Annotated in this window: 15 protein-coding genes; 3 read left to right on the forward strand and 12 right to left on the reverse strand. The window is 62.4% G+C overall.

The features are described 5' to 3' along the window. Window positions 1-62: 62 nt before the first annotated feature. From znuB to K5Q02_RS05450, 3 genes are read right to left on the reverse strand one after another with little or no spacing between them, the layout of a single operon-like run. On the reverse strand, window positions 63-851 hold the full coding sequence (gene znuB, locus K5Q02_RS05440; RefSeq protein WP_225837174.1) for a zinc ABC transporter permease subunit ZnuB: 789 nt from the start codon (window positions 849-851) through the stop codon (window positions 63-65). Next, window positions 844-1,647: a zinc ABC transporter ATP-binding protein ZnuC gene (gene znuC, locus K5Q02_RS05445; protein ID WP_225837176.1), complete on the reverse strand. Its 804-nt coding sequence runs from the start codon at window positions 1,645-1,647 to the stop codon at window positions 844-846. The genes znuB and znuC overlap by 8 nt, the downstream gene beginning before the upstream one ends. After that, complete coding sequence (locus K5Q02_RS05450) at window positions 1,644-2,144, reverse strand: Fur family transcriptional regulator (RefSeq protein ID WP_225837178.1); 501 nt, start codon at window positions 2,142-2,144, stop codon at window positions 1,644-1,646. Before K5Q02_RS05450 ends, znuC begins: the two co-directional genes overlap by 4 nt. Window positions 2,145-2,323: 179 nt before the next feature. Between K5Q02_RS05450 and znuA the strand changes: the two genes are divergently transcribed. Continuing rightward, window positions 2,324-3,313, forward strand: coding sequence for a zinc ABC transporter substrate-binding protein ZnuA (gene znuA, locus K5Q02_RS05455; protein ID WP_225837179.1), 990 nt, complete (start codon window positions 2,324-2,326; stop codon window positions 3,311-3,313). Window positions 3,314-3,349: 36 nt separating this feature from the next. Here the strand turns inward: znuA and K5Q02_RS05460 are convergent, their stop codons facing one another. The 3 genes from K5Q02_RS05460 to K5Q02_RS05470 all read right to left on the reverse strand — a co-directional run bounded on the left by K5Q02_RS05460 (window position 3,350) and on the right by K5Q02_RS05470 (window position 5,463). Then, complete coding sequence (locus K5Q02_RS05460) at window positions 3,350-4,048, reverse strand: TVP38/TMEM64 family protein (RefSeq protein WP_225837181.1); 699 nt, start codon at window positions 4,046-4,048, stop codon at window positions 3,350-3,352. Window positions 4,049-4,215: 167 nt separating this feature from the next. Beyond that, the gene (locus K5Q02_RS05465) at window positions 4,216-5,166 is read right to left on the reverse strand and encodes a homoserine kinase (protein ID WP_225837183.1); all 951 of its coding nucleotides are present in this window, start codon (window positions 5,164-5,166) and stop codon (window positions 4,216-4,218) included. A 12-nt stretch (window positions 5,167-5,178) separates the two neighbouring features. Continuing rightward, complete coding sequence (locus K5Q02_RS05470; protein ID WP_225837185.1) at window positions 5,179-5,463, reverse strand: DUF2782 domain-containing protein; 285 nt, start codon at window positions 5,461-5,463, stop codon at window positions 5,179-5,181. A 75-nt stretch (window positions 5,464-5,538) separates the two neighbouring features. Here K5Q02_RS05470 and polA point away from each other — a divergent pair, with 75 nt between their 5' ends. Next, complete coding sequence (gene polA, locus K5Q02_RS05475) at window positions 5,539-8,367, forward strand: DNA polymerase I (RefSeq protein WP_225837186.1); 2,829 nt, start codon at window positions 5,539-5,541, stop codon at window positions 8,365-8,367. A gap of 475 nt (window positions 8,368-8,842) precedes the next feature. Here the strand turns inward: polA and yihA are convergent, their stop codons facing one another. From yihA to K5Q02_RS05495, 4 genes are all read right to left on the reverse strand, one after another. Continuing rightward, the gene (gene yihA, locus K5Q02_RS05480) at window positions 8,843-9,487 is read right to left on the reverse strand and encodes a ribosome biogenesis GTP-binding protein YihA/YsxC (RefSeq protein WP_225837187.1); all 645 of its coding nucleotides are present in this window, start codon (window positions 9,485-9,487) and stop codon (window positions 8,843-8,845) included. Window positions 9,488-9,572: 85 nt separating this feature from the next. Then, a complete protein-coding gene (locus K5Q02_RS05485) occupies window positions 9,573-10,469 on the reverse strand; it encodes a D-hexose-6-phosphate mutarotase (protein WP_225837188.1) in 897 nt (298 codons plus the stop codon). A gap of 138 nt (window positions 10,470-10,607) precedes the next feature. After that, on the reverse strand, window positions 10,608-11,984 hold the full coding sequence (locus K5Q02_RS05490) for a TRAP transporter large permease (RefSeq protein WP_225837189.1): 1,377 nt from the start codon (window positions 11,982-11,984) through the stop codon (window positions 10,608-10,610). Further along, the gene (locus tag K5Q02_RS05495; protein WP_225837190.1) at window positions 11,977-12,522 is read right to left on the reverse strand and encodes a TRAP transporter small permease subunit; all 546 of its coding nucleotides are present in this window, start codon (window positions 12,520-12,522) and stop codon (window positions 11,977-11,979) included. The genes K5Q02_RS05490 and K5Q02_RS05495 overlap by 8 nt, the downstream gene beginning before the upstream one ends. A gap of 310 nt (window positions 12,523-12,832) precedes the next feature. Between K5Q02_RS05495 and K5Q02_RS05500 the strand changes: the two genes are divergently transcribed. After that, window positions 12,833-13,930 (forward strand): TRAP transporter substrate-binding protein, encoded by a 1,098-nt coding sequence (locus K5Q02_RS05500; RefSeq protein ID WP_225837191.1) that lies wholly within the window; start codon window positions 12,833-12,835, stop codon window positions 13,928-13,930. A 142-nt stretch (window positions 13,931-14,072) separates the two neighbouring features. On the opposite strand, the gene argB is transcribed toward K5Q02_RS05500, so the two are convergent. Then, on the reverse strand, window positions 14,073-14,978 hold the full coding sequence (argB, locus tag K5Q02_RS05505) for an acetylglutamate kinase (protein ID WP_225837192.1): 906 nt from the start codon (window positions 14,976-14,978) through the stop codon (window positions 14,073-14,075). A gap of 24 nt (window positions 14,979-15,002) precedes the next feature. Beyond that, complete coding sequence (algC, locus tag K5Q02_RS05510; protein WP_225839582.1) at window positions 15,003-16,394, reverse strand: phosphomannomutase/phosphoglucomutase; 1,392 nt, start codon at window positions 16,392-16,394, stop codon at window positions 15,003-15,005. Window positions 16,395-17,545 lie beyond the last annotated feature (1,151 nt).

Below are 17,545 nucleotides of genomic sequence, written 5' to 3' on the forward strand. Positions count from 1 at the left end.
CGATTTGTGCAAAAAACACGCAATTCTACACGCTGGCTCATGCGCTGACCAAATTCCGCAACTCACGCCCTGCGGCGCGGCAGCACGAAACTGAGCAGGAACAGGCTGGCCGCGGAAACCACGATGGAAGGGCCGGCCGGTGTGTCCTGTAGCCAGGACAGGCTGAGGCCGCAACAGACTGCGACGATGCCCAGCAGGCTGGCGCCGAAGGCCATCTGCTCTGGCGTGCGCGCATGCCGCTGTGCGGCCGCGGCGGGGATGATCAGCAGTGAGGTGATCAGTAGCACGCCGACGATCTTCATCGCCACGGCGATGACGATGGCGATGAGTAGCATCAGGCCGAGGCGGATCGCTGCCACGGGCAGACCTTCGACCCTGGCCAGTTCCTCGTGCACGGTAATCGCCAGCAACGGGCGCCACATCAGCACCAGCAGGATCAGTACCAGAGCACTGCCGGCGAGAATCCAGGCCAGATCGGTGGTGCTGACAGCGAGCAGGTCGCCGAACAGGTAGCCCATCAGGTCGATGCGCACGTCGCGCATGAAACTCAGTACCACCAGACCCAGCGACAGCGTGCTGTGGGCGAGGATGCCGAGCAGCGTGTCGCTGGCCAGCGGCTGGCGTGTCTGCAGGGTGACCAGCAAGATCGCCAGCAGCACACAGCCGACGGTCACCGCGAAGGTCGGGCTGACATCCAGCATCAGCCCCAGAGCCACACCGAGCAGCGCGGCATGGGACAGGGTGTCGCCGAAGTAGGCCATGCGCCGCCACACCACGAAGGAGCCCAATGGGCCGGCGACCAGCGCCAGGGCGAGGCCGGCGAGCAGGGCGTTGAGCAGAAAATCAGCCATGCTTGCAGCCATCTCCGTGTACGTGGGGGCGAACCGGGCCGTTGATGGTCAGACCCGGTTTGTCGCTGACCACGCCGCCATGCAGGTCGTGTTCATGGTCGTGATGGTGGTGATAGACGGCCAGACTCTGGGCGTCGCGGCCGAACAGTTCGACGAAGGCCGGATCGAAACTGACCTGCTCTGGATGGCCCGAGCAGCACACGTGACGGTTCAGGCACACCACTTGATCAGTGGTGCTCATCACCAGATGGAGATCGTGTGAAACCATCAGCACGCCGCAGCCGTGGCGATCGCGCAAGCGTGTGATCAGCCGGTACAACTCGGCCTGGCCGGCTACGTCGACGCCTTGGACAGGCTCGTCGAGCACCAGCAGCTGCGGCTCGCGCAGCAGGGCACGGGCCAGCAGCACGCGCTGCAGTTCGCCACCGGAGATGCCTTGCAGCGGGCTGTCGAGCACCTGGCTGGCACCTACCTCTGCCAGCGCCGCCTGGGCGCGGGCACGGTCGACACCGGGCACCAGGCGCAGAAAGCGCAGCACGCTGAGCGGCAAGGTCGGGTCGACGTGCAGCTTCTGCGGCATGTAGCCGATGCGCAGTTTGGGTTTGCGCCAGACGCTGCCGCTGTCCTGCTTGAGCAGGCCGAGTACCGCACGCACCAGGGTGGTCTTGCCGGCGCCGTTGGGGCCGATCAGGGTGACGATCTCGCCAGGTTTAATCGTCAGCTCGACGTTATCGAGCACCGTCTGCCCGGAGAAACCGACAGTCACGCCTTCGAGGCGAATCAGCGCGTCGCTCATTTGCTGCCTTGGCAGCCTGCGCACAGGCCAACGACTTCGACGGTCTGGCTCTCGACGTTGAAGCCGACACCCTTGGCGCCTGTGACGATGGCATCGCTGATCGCTGTTTGCTCCAGTTCCACGGCAGCGTTGCAATTGCGGCAGATCAGGAACTGGCTCTGGTGAGCGTGTGCCGGATGGCTGCAGCCAACGAAGGCGTTGAGCGAAGCGATACGGTGCACCAGGCCGTTTTCCAGAAGGAAATCCAGGGCTCGGTAAACGGTCGGCGGCGCCGCGCGGCGGCCGTCTTCCTCGCTGAGCACGCCAAGAATGTCGTAGGCTCCCAGCGGCTTGTGGCTAGCCCATACCAGCTCCAGAACCCGCTTGCGCAGGGCGGTCAGGCGTAGGCCCTGACGAGCACAGATGGCCTCGGCTTCGGCCAGGGCGTGGCTGACGCAATGGGAGTGGTCATGTGGGCGCGATGCCAAAGGCGGCACGACGCTGACGGGTTTGTACATGGCGAGGGCCTCGAAGCGTAGGACGTTATTCTATTACGCATCGCCCGCCGCGCGCCACGCATGTACCGGTTGGCCGTCCGGCTGGCGCGCTGAGAGGTTCATTCGGCGGACAAGTGCCAACTGGCGAGAATAGGATGTTATTGTATTACTCCTGTTGTCTCTCGAAAGAATCTCTTCCCATGCTGCGTTTGCGTTTCCCGTCGTTGCTCACTCTGGCCGTTTCCTTGTTCTTCAGCACGATGGGCGCTGCCCAGGCCGATGTCCGTGTGCTCACCAGCATCAAGCCATTGCAGCTGATCGCCGCTGCGGTGCAGGACGGCGTGGGCGAACCCGAAGTATTGCTGCCGCCGGGCGCGTCGCCGCACCACTATGCGCTGCGCCCCTCGGACATGCGTCGTGTGCAGGAAGTGGATCTGCTGTATTGGATCGGGCCGGACATGGAGAGCTTCATGCCCCGCGTTCTGGCTACCCGCGAAAAGCCCAGCGTGGCTGTGCAGAGCTTGCCGGACATGACGCTGCGGCATTTCGGCGAGGATGCTGATCACGATCACGATCACGATCACGATCACGATCACGATCACGATCACGATCACGGTGACGAGCATGCCCCTGAAGCACTCGGCGAGCATGACCACGATCACCGTCCCGGCAGTCTGGACGCTCACCTGTGGCTGCTGCCGGCCAACGCTCGGGTGATTGCCGCTCGCATGACCGCCGACCTGAGCAAGGCCGACCCCGCCAATGCACTGCGTTATCAGGCCAATCTGCAAGCGTTCGAAAAGCGACTCGATGTGCTGGAGCCGAGCCTGCAGGCTCAGCTCAAGCCGCTGTCAGCCAAGCCTTTTTTCGTTTTCCATGAGGCCTTCGACTACTTCGAAGCCGCATATGGCCTCAAGCATGTCGGTGTATTCAGTGTGGCCAGCGAAGTGCAGCCGGGTGCCCGTCATGTGGCGGCGATGCGTGAGCAACTGCAGCGCGTAGGGCCGAGCTGCGTGTTCAGCGAGCCGCCGCTGCGCCCGCGCCTGGCCGAGACCCTGACTGCTGGCTTGCCGGCTACTCTGGCAGAACTCGACGCCATGGGCGCGGCAGCACCGATCAGCGCAGCCGGTTATGAAAGCCTGTTGCAAGAGTTAGCCGATGGTTTTAGTGGCTGCTTGGGTAAGCTTTAAAACCGGGTGTCCATAATTCACAGAGGCTCGGATCGCTCACTCGGCGTCTTGCCTGTTGGTAATACGCCGACGCCACAGATAGATCGCCAGCGCGACCAGGCCCAGCACGGCGAGCGCCGCCGCGCTGTTGCCCAGGTCATGTTCGAGCAGTGACTCGCCAAGGACCACAAAGGCCACTGCATAAACGCCGGTGATCAGCCCCGACACCGCGAAGTAGATCCAGAAGGGAACCCCGGCCATACCGAGCAGATAGTGTTTGATGAAGATGGGCACGCCCGGGGCCAGCTTGACCAGCAGCGTAAAACGCAGCGCACCTTCACCCTTCTCGAAGTCGGGAATGCTATAGCGAGTGCGTGCGAGTAGGCGACTTAGCCAGGGCCGCAGGCCGCTGCGCGCTATCCAGTAGCACAGCAGAAGATTGGCCGACAGGGCGATCGCGCTGCCGGCAAGCCCTATATGCACGCCGAAGGTCGCCCCGGCGACGATGAAAAAGGGTGTGATCGGTACACCCAGCGCGGGCAGTATCGCCATTGCGAAGAAAAACGGCAGTACCCCGGCCTCTTCGCGCCAGGCGATGAACGCCTGATGATCCCAGGCGTTCCAGATCAGTACGGCGAGTACCAGCAAGACGATCGCGCCAAGAATACGCAGTGCCCAGGTGGCGGGTGTTGCGGGCGCCGGGCGCCCTTTGTGATTGGGCGTCGGTGATTGCATGAGGGCCCGCTGCAAGGTCATGAACCTGACTCGATTTCGCGCGAGTCAGTGGAGATCGAGCTGCCAGCCGCGTTTTACCGGTAGCAGCGGATGAGAGCCGCAGCATAGGGGCAAGCGCTCGAGCGGTACAAGCGCTGAGCCAGGGCATGCGCGACTGGATGCTACAGACCCCTGGCCCCAGGGGTGATTTACAGCGCGAATGGCAGTGCCAGGTCGACGTGTTGACGCTCTGCCAGACGGCGCTGGAATTCGGCAGGGTCGTGGATCAACACGTTCTGGCCGGCAAAGGCCTCGGCAGCGATCAGCCGCGACAGCCAGAAACGCACGCAACCGATGCGCAAGAGGGCAGGCCACAGCTCGGCTTCAGCGGCGCTGAACGGGCGCAGTGCGGCATAGGCGCCGAGCAGCGCGCGAGTGCGCTCGGCATTCAGGCGCCCTTGTTCATCCGAGCACCAGTCGTTCACGGCGATGGCAAGGTCATAGAGCATCGGCCCCGAACAAGCGTTGTAGAAGTCGATCACTCCGCTCAGGTGCGTGCCTTCGAACAGGCAGTTGTCGCGAAAAAGATCGGCATGCAGGTTGGCACCCGGCAGCTTGCGCACGCGCTCCTGCAGTTTGGCGATCTCTTCCAGGGCGCCGTTCAGCAGGCTGGCCTGCTCGGCCGGCAGCCGCTGGGCCAGCGCTGCACCTTCACGCAGCATCCACTCCAGGCCCCGATCGCTCTTGCGCGGCAGGGGATGTTCGCGGGTCGCCAGATGAATGCGCGCCAGCAGGCCGCCGATTTCCTGGCAATGGTGGGCGTTGACCGCGCTGATGTGCTTGCCGCTCAGTCGTGGCTGCAGCAGCGCCGGCTTGCCAGCCAGACTGCGCAAGGCTTCGCCACTGTCGGCGCGCAGTGCGTAGGGCACCGGCAGACCAGCGTCGTGGAGCACGTCCAGCAGCTCGATGAAGAACGGCAGATCGTCGCTTGGCCCGCGCTCGATCAGGGTCAGCACGAACTCGCCCTGTTCCATGCTGACGAAGAAGTTGCTGTTTTCGCTACCGGCCTCGATGCCCTGAAAATCGAGCAGACGGCCGAGCCCGTAAGGCGCGAGAAACGTGTCCAGTTGCGAACGTTGCAGCGGGGTGAACACCGACATGAATTGACTGCCTTACCAGCTGAAGATTTCCCAGGCCGGGATCAGCATGTCCGGCGAATCGGAGCGCACGAAGCTACCGTCGCTGCCGTCGGCCCGAACCAGGAAATAGGGTTTGCCACCTTTGGGGGTGACCTTGATGGCGTAGAGGAAGCCGTTGACCCGGTACTCCTCCACGGTACGGTCGCCGTCCTGGCGGATGGTGACATCGGGTTCCGCCGAGGGCGCATCACTGGCCTGCGCAACGAACGGCACTGCGGCCAGCACGGCAAGCAGGATCAAGCGATTGAAGAGTCCCATGGTAACCTTGTCCCTTTGAAATCAACGGTACTGCGTATTCTAGCGCCACGCCCGCCGAAAAGGTTGATCACGCTCATGAGCCAAGCCCCCCTCGTCCTGGTCGACGGTTCCTCTTACCTGTACCGCGCCTTCCATGCCCTGCCGCCCCTGACTACGTCCAAAGGCCTGCCGACAGGCGCGGTCAAGGGTGTGTTGAACATGCTGCGCAGCCTGCGCCGGCAGTACCCGGACAGCCCCCTCGCAGTGGTCTTCGATGCCAAGGGCGGTACCTTCCGCGATGAGCTGTTCGCCGACTACAAGGCCAACCGCCCGCCGATGCCCGACGAGCTGCGCCTGCAGGTCGAGCCGCTGCACGCCAGCGTGCGTGCACTTGGCCTGCCGCTGCTGTGCATCGAGGGTGTGGAAGCGGACGACGTGATCGGTACCCTGGCCCGGCAGAGCGCCGCCGAGGGCCGTGACGTGGTGATCTCTACGGGCGACAAGGACATGGCGCAGCTGGTGTGCCAGCACGTTACGCTGGTCAACACCATGACCGGTAGCGTTTACGACATTGAGGGCGTGAAAGGGAAATTCGGTGTCGGTCCTGAGCTGATCATCGACTACCTGGCACTGATGGGCGACAAGGTCGACAACATCCCGGGCGTGCCCGGCGTCGGTGAAAAAACCGCCCTCGGCCTGCTGGTCGGTGTCGGTGGTGGCCTCGACGTGCTTTACGCCAACCTCGACAAGGTGCCAGGCCTGCCGATCCGCGGCGCCAAGACGCTGCCGGCCAAGCTCGAAGAACACCGCGACATGGCGTATCTCTCCTATCAACTGGCGACCATCAAGCTGGACGTGCCGCTGGATCTTGATTACTCCAGGCTTTACCCGGGCGAGCCGGATATCGAGGCGCTCAAACCGCTCTACGAAGAGCTGGAGTTCAAGGGCTGGCTCGACGAGTTGCTGCGCCAGAACAAAAGCGCTGCGCCCAAAGCCAAGGCCAAGAGTGAACTCACCCCGGCTGCCGACGATCTGTTCAGCAACCCAGAAAGCCCTGCGCCTGCAGCAGATGAAGCACCCGTTGCCGAAAGCGAGCCGGCGGTTGTTACCGGTAACTACCGCACGATCCTCGAGCAGGGCGAGTTCGACGCGCTACTCGCGCAGTTGCAGCAGGCCGAGCTGATCGCCTTCGACACCGAAACCACCAGCGTCGACGCCCAGCAGGCGCAGCTGGTCGGCCTGTCGTTCGCGGTCAAGGCCGGTGAGGCTGTCTACGTGCCGGTCGCCCACAGTTATATGGGCGTGCCGCAGCAACTGGATCGTGATGCCGTGCTGCGCGCGCTCAAGCCGATTCTCGAAGACCCTGCCAAAGCCAAGGTCGGCCAGCACGCCAAGTACGACATCAATATCCTCGCCAACGCCTCCACGCCCATCACCGTGCAGGGCGTGGCGTTCGACACCATGCTCGAGTCCTACGTGCTGGACTCCACCGCCACGCGCCACGACATGGACAGCCTGTCGCTCAAGTACCTGGGGCACAGCACCATCCGTTTCGAGGACATCGCCGGCAAGGGCGCCAAGCAACTGACCTTCGACCAGATCGCCCTGGAGCAGGCCGGCCCTTATGCGGCTGAAGACGCTGACGTGACCTTGCGCCTGCATCAGCACCTGTGGAACCGCCTGGAGCAGGTGCCGAGTCTGGCCAGCGTGCTGAGTGATATCGAAATTCCATTGGTACCGGTGCTGGCGCGTATCGAGCGCAATGGTGCGCTGGTCGATGCCAACCTGCTGGGCCGCCACAGCCAGGAGCTGGGCGAGAAGCTGGTCGCTTTGGAGCGCGAGGCTTTCGAGGTGGCAGGCGAGGAATTCAACCTTGGTTCGCCCAAGCAGCTCGGCGCCATTCTTTATGAAAAGCTAGGTTTGCCGATCATCAGTAAGACCGCCAAAGGTCAGGCATCGACTGCCGAAGCGGTGCTCGCGGAGCTGGCCGAGCAGGACTACGAGCTGCCCAAGGTGCTGATGCAGTACCGCAGCCTGAGCAAGCTCAAGAGCACCTACACCGATCGCCTGCCGGAACAGATCAACCCGCGTACCGGGCGTATCCACACCAGTTATCAACAGGCAGTGGCCTCTACTGGGCGCCTATCGTCCAGCGACCCGAACCTGCAGAACATCCCAATACGCAGCGCTGAGGGCCGGCGTATTCGCCAGGCCTTCATCGCTCCTGAGGGTTACAAGCTGCTGGCGGCCGACTATTCGCAGATCGAGCTGCGCATCATGGCGCACCTGTCGCGCGATGAAGGGCTGATGAATGCCTTCCGCGAAAACCTCGATGTGCACACCGCGACTGCCGCGGAAGTGTTCAAGGTCGAGCTGGATCAGGTGACCTTGGATCAGCGGCGTAGCGCCAAGGCCATCAACTTCGGCCTGATCTACGGCATGGGTGCGCAGAAGCTGGCCAAGGACATCGGCGTCGACAGTAAAACGGCCAAGGCCTACATCGAGACCTACTTTGCTCGCTACCCCGGCGTGCGCGAGTACATGGATCGGACCCGTCGGCAGGCCGCGGAGCAGGGCTTCGTGGAAACTTTGTTCGGGCGTCGTCTGTACCTGCCGCAGATCAAGTCCAGTCGTCCTCAGGAACGCGCCGGTGCCGAGCGAACGGCAATCAACGCGCCGATGCAGGGCACTGCGGCGGACATCATCAAGAAGGCCATGGTGGCTGTGGATAACTGGCTCACCGAGTCGGGCCTGGATGCCAGGGTAATCCTGCAGGTACACGATGAACTGGTGCTGGAGGTGCGTGAAGATCTGCTTGAGCAGGTCAGCGCGCAGATTCGTCCGCTGATGGCCGGGGCCGCCGAGCTGGATGTGCCGATGCTCGTCGAGGTCGGTGTAGGCAATAACTGGGATGAAGCCCACTGAGTGGATGCGTCACATTATCAGTTAGTGTCCAGGGGTATTAGTGGATATCGAGACCAAACAAAGGGTTCTAAGCATCGCTGAACTTTACTCCTGTCCACCCGGTCAGAGTTTGTGAATGGCCCATAAAGCCCTTCGATGCTCCTTTGTTGTGTTAAGTGTTGGCAGACATCTGAACCCCGCCCTAGCGGTTCAGACCCTTAAACCCCGATCTTCTCCCTCCCCATATGAAGTTCGGGGTTTTTTTTGCCTGCAGAAAAGTGCCAGGCGACATCGTCCTTCGATCTCCCCATCTGCAGCGTAGACCCTGATTGCCTGGGCGCAAATTCTTGCCAATGCAAAACGCCCCGCGTAATGCGGGGCGTTCAGTCGGCTGGCGTTGAGCGAAGCGAAACCCAGGGGTGTTCTTTAGCACTGCGTGGCTTTTGATGACCATCCCGGGTATCGCTGCGCTCAACCACGGGCTACAGGGCAGGGACTATTCCTCGACTGGCTCGTCTTCTTCGCCCATCAGGCCCAGCCAATGCCCCAGAACGGTCTGTGCGTCTTCGACACCAATGCGCTTGGGGGCCGAGAACAGCTGGATGCTGACATGGTCGCCCCAGCCCTTGCGAATGTCCTGCTGAACCTTGAGCAGCGCAGTTTTCGCCGCGCCGAAAGCCAGTTTGTCGGCCTTGGTCAGGAGGATGTGCATGGGCATGCCGCTGGCGCCGGACCAGTCGAGCATCATGCGGTCGAATTCGGTCAGCGGATGACGGATATCCATCATCAGCATCAGCCCGCGCAGGCTTTCACGGCTGCTGAGGTAGGCCTCGAGGTGTTTCTGCCAGTGCAGTTTGAGCGGGATCGGCACCTTGGCGTAACCGTAGCCGGGCAGGTCGACCAGGCGGCGCTCTTCATCCAGGCGGAAGAAGTTGAGCAACTGGGTGCGCCCTGGCGTTTTCGAGGTTCGCGCCAGGCTGGCGTGGGTCAGGGTGTTCAGCGCGCTGGATTTGCCGGCGTTGGAACGCCCGGCGAAAGCCACTTCGTAGCCCTGATCATCCGGGCATTGGTCGACCTTGGCGGCGCTGATCAGAAAGGTGGCTTGCTGACACAAGCCGATTGCAGGGTTCTTTGCTTGCATCGGGGTATCCGGTGGAGGGCGTGCATCGCGGCAGTCTATCAGGCTGGAGCCCCGATGACGCGTACGGGCTGACTGCCGCGCTGTCTCAGAGTGCTTGCGACCAGAGTGTCACTTCGAGTTTGTATTCGGCGTCCGGTGCCAGAATCAGGGCGTCGTCCAGCACATTGGCGTGCTCGATGCAGAGCATGCCCTGCCAGGCGTCGTCGGCGAATTGCGACAGGCGCTTGGCTTTGGCGATCCACGGGTTCCACACCACCGCCGAGCTTGAGCCTTCGCTACGCATGAGGATGCGCCGCTTCCACAGGGGATCGACGATGCTCAGTTGCGCCGGGGTGTCGAGGTAGATGCGGTCGGTCTCGCCGCTGAATGCCAGCGCGCCTTTCTGGCGGACTTTCTTCCAACCGTCGAGGGTGTCGACGTAGCGGCAGGCATCCAGGCCTTCGACCTTCACCTGGCGGATGTCGCTAACGGCGAAGTAGCTGTGCAGCGCCTGGCTGATTGGCAGCTCGGTGTCGCCGAGGTTGCGCGTGGTCAGGGTCAGCTTGAGGCGCTCGCCGAGATGGATATCGAGCTGCAGTTCGGCGGCGAACGGCCACTCTGCGAACGGCTGTGCAGCCGTGTCGAAGGCGAACGACAGTGTCACGCCATCTTCCTCGGTGTTCAGGCCGATCAGCTGCCAGTCGCAGTTACGCACCAGACCGTGTGCAGGGGCGTTTTCAGGGCGCGTATGGCCGGCCCGTATCGCGTCGGGATTGCGCTGCAGGTCGCCGAACCAGGGCCAGCACACTGGAACCCCGCCGCGCACGCTCTGCCCGGACTCATAGGCGGCCTCATCGCTCAGCCAGATCAGCGGCTGCCCGCTGGCCGGTTGGTAACGCAGGATTTGTGCCCCTTGCTCGCTCACCAGCAGTTCGGCGCCGGCATGGTGGATGCGCCAGCAAACCAGGTCACCCAATTGGATACGTTCGTTGGTGGTGCTCATGAAAATGCTGCTCCTGTAGCAGGTGGTTTTTCAACTGCCTGATAGATGTTGCCTGTTGGGCCACGGCGTGGCCTCGGGGTTCGCTCGCCTCCATGAAAAACGCCCGTCGGGACGGGCGTTTTTGTTCTGCGTATCAGTTTACGAACCGTAGATCTTGTTCGGTAGCCAAGTGATCAAGCCAGGGAACTGGTAAGCGATGACCAGCATCATCAACTGGATGATGATGAACGGAATCACGCCCCGGTACATGGTACCCGTGCTCACCGAACGCGGCGTCACGCCCCGCAGGTAGAACAGTGAGAAGCCCAGCGGCGGAGTAAGGAACGAGGTCTGCAGGTTCAGGGCGATCATCACCCCGAGCCAGACCGGATCCAGACCCATGGCCAGCAGTACCGGGCCGACGATTGGCACCACCACGAAGATGATCTCGATAAAGTCGAGAATGAAGCCGAGCAGGAAAATTACCAGCATGACCAGGAAGAATGCGCCGAGCACGCCACCTGGCAGTTGCTGGAACACATCCTCGATCAGCGCTTCACCACCGAAGCCACGGAACACCAGGGAGAATAGCGAGGCGCCGATCAGGATCAGGAACACCATACTGGAAATTTCCGTGGTGCCCTGGGCCACGGCGCGCAACTGCGTCAGGTTCAGTTGACCCTTGAACAGCGCCAGCAGGGTTGCACCGACGGCACCGATGGCGGCGGCTTCGGTCGGCGTCGCGTAACCCGCGAGAATCGAACCGAGCACCGAGATGATCAGCGCCAGCGGCGGTATCAGGGAGCTGAGCAGCTTGCCCCACTCCACTTCGCCGAGTTCTTCCTTGGGCACCACCGGCATTTTCTGCGGTTGGAAGATCGCCACCATGATCAGGTAGCCGACGTACAACACCACCAGCAGCAGGCCTGGCACCAATGCGCCCATGAACAGATCGCCAACCGACACGGTCTTCGGCGAGAAGATACCCATGCGCAGCTGCGCCTGCTGGTAGGCGCTGGACATCACGTCACCAAGCAGTACCAGCACGATCGACGGCGGGATGATCTGCCCCAGAGTGCCGGTGGCGGCCAGAGTGCCGGTAGCGACTGCCGGATCGAAGCCACGCTTGAGCAGCGTCGGCAATGCCAGTAGACCCATGGTCACCACGGTGGCGCCGACGATGCCGGTGCTGGCCGCGAGCAGCGCACCCACCAGGCACACCGAAATCGCCAGGCCGCCACGGATACCGCCGAACAGGCGCGACATCGATTCCAGCAGGTCTTCGGCAACCTTGGATTTTTCCAGCATCACGCCCATGAACACGAACAGTGGCACGGCCAGCATGGTCTGGTTATTCATGATGCCGAACAGGCGGTTGGGCAGGGCGCCCAGGTAGCCGGCGTCGAAAGTGCCGGTGGCAATACCGACACCGGCAAACAGCAACGACACACCCGCGAGGGTGAAAGCCACTGGGAAGCCGCCCATCAGCACCACGCAGATGCTCAGGAACAGCAGGATCGACATGACTTCAGCCATGTTTCACCTCCGGCTCAGGCAGCACGCCGAGTAGCAGGTAGATTGCCTTGATGATGTTGGAAATGCCTTGCAGGGTCAGGCTGACCACCAGCACCAGAATGATGCTCTTCTGCAGGTAGACGAACTTCAGGCCGCCCGACTCGCTGGAGCCCTCACGGGTCGACCACGAGTTGGCCACGTAATCCCAGCTGGCCCAGCCGAGAAACAGGCAGACCGGCAGCAGCAGGAACAGCGTACCGAGGATCTCGACCAGGGCCTGACGGCGACCGCTGAACTGCTGGTAGAAGATATCCACACGCACGTGCGCGTTGCGCTGCAATGCCCAGGCCGATGCACCCATGAATACCAGGGCGTGAGCGTAGAGCACGGCTTCCTGCAGGGCCGTTGCGCCCAGGTTCATGCCGTAGCGAAGTATCACGACCAGAGCCGTGCCGAGTACCAGAAACACTGTCAGCCAGGAGCAGGCCTGGCCGAAGCGGAAGTTCACCGCGTCAATGACGCGTGCGATCCCTAGCGGAAATGAAGGCGTGTTGGACATGACCCGTCCTTATAGTTATCGAAAGAGCAAAAAAAGCTGGGGATTTTAGGCAGGTGCCCAGGCGTACGGCAATGGCGACTAAAGGGTATCGGCATCGGTGCGGCGACTGACGGACTGCCCTTGAAGTGTCCGCGTTGAGCGGCCGGAAGGGGTTAAAGAGCGTTTGCTAGAAACGGGTTGAAACATTTGTGCGCGCCGTGTCGCCTATACGCGAGCATAGGATAGCGCGCGGGGCGGTTGGCGGATCGCCACTATGTTTGTCGAGGCTGGAACGGTCGAAGGTAATTATTACAACAACAAGGAGCTACCTATGAAACGTCGCCAAATTCTCGCTGCTGCAGGTGTCGGCATTGCCGCGGGTGCATTGGTTGGTTGCAAGGAGGAAGCCGGTGCGGCCGATTCTTCTCAGCCTGCAGCCGAAGCCAAGACCTTCAATTGGAAAATGGTCACTTCCTGGCCCAAGAACTTTCCGGGTGTCGGCGTGGGCGCTGAGCGCTTTGCCAAGCTGGTCGATCAGATGAGCAACGGTCGACTGAAGGTCAAGGTCTACGCCGCCGGTGAACTGGTGCCGGCCCTCGAGGTGTTCGACGCGGTGTCGCGCGGCACTGCTGAAATGGGCCACGGCGCGCCTTACTACTGGAAAGGCAAAGTACCCGCCGCGCAATTCTTCTGCGCACTGCCATTCGGCCCCAATGCTCAGGAAATGAATGCCTGGCTGCACTACGGTGGCGGCATGCAGCTGTGGGAAGAAGTCTACAAGCCCTATGGCGTACTGCCGATGGCGTGCGGCGCAACCGGCGTGCAGACCGCTGGCTGGTTCAACAAGGAAATCAATTCGGTCGATGACCTCAAAGGCCTGAAGATGCGTACTCCGGGCCTCGGCGGCGAAGTGCTGACCAAGGTCGGCGGCACCGTGGTCAACATGCCGGCTGGCGAGATCTTCACGGCGTTGCAGACCGGCACCATTGACGCCACCGAATGGATCGGCCCGTATAACGACCAGGCGCTGGGCCTGCACAAGGCGGCCAAGTACTACTACACGCCGGGTTGGCAGGAGCCGAACGTCACCTTCGAACTGGATATCAACATCAAGGCTTGGGAAACCCTGCCGGCCGACTTGCAGGCCATCGTTCGCGCCGCTGCCCGCGACGTCAACGGCGACATGCTCGACGACTACAACGCCAAGAACATGGAGTCCATGGAGCAGCTGAAGAAGGATGGTGTCGATGTGCGCCGTCTGCCGGACGATGTGCTCGCCAAACTCAAGGAAGTGTCTGCCGGCGTGGTCGATGCCACTGCCGCCGCCGACCCCGCCGCGCAGAAAGTCTGGGAGCAGCAGAAGGCCTATCTGGCGCGCCTGTACGAGTACGCCGAAGCCAACGAGAAGGATATCTACGCGATTCGTTGAGGCTGAAGAGCCGTAGCCTGGTGTTGAGCGAAGCGATACCCAGGGATGTGGTTCCCGGGTGTCGCTTCGCTCGACCCGGGGTACAACATCTGCAAACGAAAACGCCGGCTTAGAGCCGGCGTTTTCGTTTTACGCAGAGTAATCAGTGACGCTTGCGGTTGCTGATCAGGGTGCCGACACCGGTATCGGTGAAAATTTCCAGCAGCACGGCATTGGGTACGCGACCGTCGACGATGTGCGCAGTGGTCACGCCGCCCTGCACCGCTTCCAGCGCACAGCGAATCTTCGGCAGCATGCCGCCGTAGATGGTGCCGTCGGCGATCAGGCTGTCGACCTGCTCGGTGGTCAGACCGGTGAGTACCTCGCCCTGCTTGTCCATCAGGCCGGCGATGTTGGTCAGCAGCATCAGCTTCTCGGCCTTCAGCGCCTCGGCGACCTTGCCGGCCACCAGGTCTGCGTTGATGTTGTAGGACTCGCCGTCCGGGCCCACGCCGATAGGCGCGATAACCGGAATGAAGTTGCCCTTGACCAGCATGTTCAGCAGCTCGACATTGACCCCGGTGACTTCGCCGACGTGGCCGATATCGATGATCTCCGGCTGCGTCATTTCCGGGGTCTGGCGGCTGACGGTGAGCTTCTTGGCGCGGATCAGCTCGGCATCCTTACCGGTCAGGCCGATGGCGCTGCCGCCATGGCTATTGATCAGGTTGACGATGTCCTTGTTGACCTTGCCGCCAAGCACCATCTCCACCACGTCCATGGTCTGTGCGTCGGTCACGCGCATGCCGTCGACGAAGTGGCTTTCGATGGACAGGCGCTTGAGCAGATCACCGATCTGCGGGCCACCACCGTGAACCACCACCGGGTTGATGCCTACGGCCTTCATCAGCACGATGTCGCGGGCGAAGCCGGTCTTCAGCTCGTCGCTTTCCATGGCGTTGCCGCCGTATTTGATCACCAGGGTCTTGCCTACGAAGCGGCGAATGTACGGCAGTGCTTCGGACAGAACCTTGGCGACGTTGGTGGCGGCATCACGCTCTAGGGTCATGCGGGGGCTCCAGTGCTGGGCGGATCAGAACGGTAATTTGACATCGGGCGCGACGAGGTGCATCTGCGTGCGGAACAGTTCCTGAATCCGCTCCAGCTCAGTCTGATTCTCCGCTTCGAAGCGCAGCACCAGAACCGGCGTGGTATTGGACGCACGCACCAGGCCCCAGCCTTTCGGGTAGTCGACGCGCACACCATCGAGGTTGGTCACACTGCCTTCGCCCCATTGGCCTTCACGCTGCAGGCGCTCGACGATGGGGAACTTGGTCTGTTCGGTGACCTGGATGTTGATTTCCGGGGTGGACACGTCGTTCGGGAATGCAGCGAATACCTGCTCGGCGGTGCGCTTGTCCTGGCTGAGAATTTCCAGCAGACGGGCGGCGGCATAGATGCCGTCATCGAAACCGTACCAGCGTTCCTTGAAGAACACGTGGCCGCTCATTTCGCCGGCCAGCAGGGCGCCGGTTTCCTTCATCTTTTTCTTGATCAGCGAGTGGCCGGTCTTCCACATCACCGGACGGCCACCGTAGCCGCTGATCAGCGGGGTCAGGCGGCGGGTGCATTTGACGTCGAAGATGATGTCGGCGCCCGGATTGCGCGAGACCACGTCCTTGGCGAACAGCATCAACAGGCGGTCTGCGTAGACGATAGAGCCGGTGTTGGTGACAACGCCAACACGGTCACCATCGCCGTCGAAAGCCAGGCCGATATCAGCGTTCTCTTCCTTGACCTTGGCGATCAGGTCGACCAGGTTCTCGGGCTTGCCCGGGTCCGGGTGGTGATTGGGGAAGTTGCCATCGACGTCGCAGAACAGCGGAATAACTTTGCAGCCCAGGGCTTCGATCAGCTGCGGGGCGATCACGCCTGCGGCGCCGTTGCCACAGTCGACCACTACGCGCAGGGGCTTGGCCATGGCGATATCGCTGCGAATTTGTTCCATATAGCGCGGCAGCAAGTCGATGGCCTCGACGCTGCCTTCACCGCTGACCAGGTCATTGGTGTCGATGCGTGTCTTGAGTGCCTGGATCTGTTCGTTGGCCAGGGTGTCGCCGGCGATGACGATCTTGAAGCCGTTGTAGTCCGGCGGATTATGGCTACCGGTGAGCATTACCGCGGATTTGCCGGCCAGCACGTGACCGGCGTAATACACTACAGGCGTCGGCACCATGCCGACGTCGCTGACCTGGCAACCGCTGTCGACCAGACCCTGGATCAGTTGCTGCACGAGCGTTGGGCCGGATAGGCGGCCGTCACGGCCAACGGACACGTTGGGCTCGCCCTCGGCGAGGCTCTGGGAGCCGATGGCACGGCCGATCCAATAGGCGGTTTCCGGGGTCAGGCCAGCGCCCACCACGCCGCGGATGTCATAGGCGCGGAAGATATCTGCTGGAAGTTTTGGGGCTTGCGGCGCGGTCATGATCGGGGTCTGCTCCAGTCCCAGGAGATCCTGGTCGTCGTCGAGAATGTCGATATCGAGGATATCGGTGTCTTGAAACAGCGGATTTACGAGATCCGCCGGCTTGGCCGCGACGCTACTACTGGGTTGCTGACTGGCTGTGACGTCCGGGCGTATGGCCACGGACTCCTGGGCTCGACGGGGGAGTCGGCTCAGGCTTTGCGCCAGGTCATGCAGGGCGGGCAGGCTCAAGCTGAAGGCTTTGACGGCTTTGCCCGCGGAGAGTTCTTTAACCAACTGGGTCAATTGCGAAGTGTCACTGGTAAGGCGCTGCTGCAGGCGCCGATTGACCAGGTAGAGCCCCACCAGAGCACCGGCCAGCGCGACCAGCAATGCAAGCGCCAGCAGCGTCGGCGACAGTCCGTTCGCACCCAGGCTGGAGGCCGGTGTGAAGTTCAGCGTCCAGTGTGGGTTACCGGTCGCGAATGCCTGAGCGTTGCCGTCGGCCTGGCCACGCTGGATCAGGGTCTGCGGTGCGCCGCCATCGAAACGCTGCACCAGCTGGATCTGCCCGACATCGGCTGGTAGCGGCGGCAGGTTGGCGAGCACGCGGTTGATATCGACGGCCAGCAGCAGGGTGCCGAGCATGGGTTGGGCATCGTCCTGACGGACAGGGGCGACGCTATAGGCCAGCCAGCGATCGCCGACCCGGTAGGCTTCCACTGCCGGTGCCTGCCCGCCTTCGAGGCGACGCAACATGTCCAGGGCGGCGAAGTTCATCGGCGCTGTGCGGCTGCTGTCCGGCACAGCCTGGCCGGTGAGGTTGAGCTGGGCATCGGCCACGCCGCTCCAGTAGCGCAGGCTGTTTTCGGCGCTGCGCAGTTGCTGCTCGTCACCGCTCTGCAGCGCTTGCGACAGCGCTGGGTTGCGTGCGGCTGCGATAGTGTCGGCGCTGAGTTGCTTGAGCGCCTGCTGCAGGCTGGCCGCCTGGCTGTTGCCCCAGGCCTGGGTGAGTTGTTGCTGTTGCAACTGCTGGGCGGGGCTGACAGCGGTGATCCACAGCAGCGCGCCAGCAAGTACCACGCCCAGGGCGGCTGCCAAGGCGCCGGGTAGCAGGTCGGCACTGGCCTTCTGCTTGGGCCGGGAGTTGTCTTGCGAATCGCCGGAGCGTT

The sequence above is a fragment of the Pseudomonas sp. MM211 genome, assembly GCF_020386635.1.
In the GTDB taxonomy this organism is placed as follows: Bacteria; Pseudomonadota; Gammaproteobacteria; order Pseudomonadales; family Pseudomonadaceae; genus Aquipseudomonas.